This is a genomic window from Bacillus sp. SIMBA_074 (assembly GCF_046534555.1).
Classification (GTDB): domain Bacteria; phylum Bacillota; class Bacilli; order Bacillales; family Bacillaceae_G; genus Bacillus_A; species Bacillus_A mycoides.
On record NZ_JAWRYM010000448.1, the window covers coordinates 1 to 275 of the forward strand.

At 37.8% G+C, this 275-nt stretch carries 1 protein-coding gene; it reads right to left on the minus strand.

Annotated elements, in window-relative coordinates:
• The coding region (locus tag SB773_RS31535; protein ID WP_410594246.1) for a type II 3-dehydroquinate dehydratase at positions 1 to 109 on the minus strand (109 nt) is incomplete at its 3' end.
• Positions 110 to 275 lie beyond the last annotated feature (166 nt).

Here is a 275-nt window from a genome sequence, read left to right on the forward strand (position 1 = left end):
GATGTAATAGAGCTTCCACATCCGCAAGTGTCGAGGATCCATAATGCGCAGGTTCCCGCTTCCCCAAGCGATTTAAATTCGGACCATTGATTAGTAAGATTTTTGTCATCATCAAACACCTGCTCATCATTAAAAGAATGCTTTCCATGAACATTCTATCATAATTACAAATTGTCTTACTACTTTTTTACAACCAAGAAGCAATCAGCTTTCCGATTGCTTCTCGGCCTTGTTTTTATGACGTAGATATTCCTGATGATCATATGATATGGAAT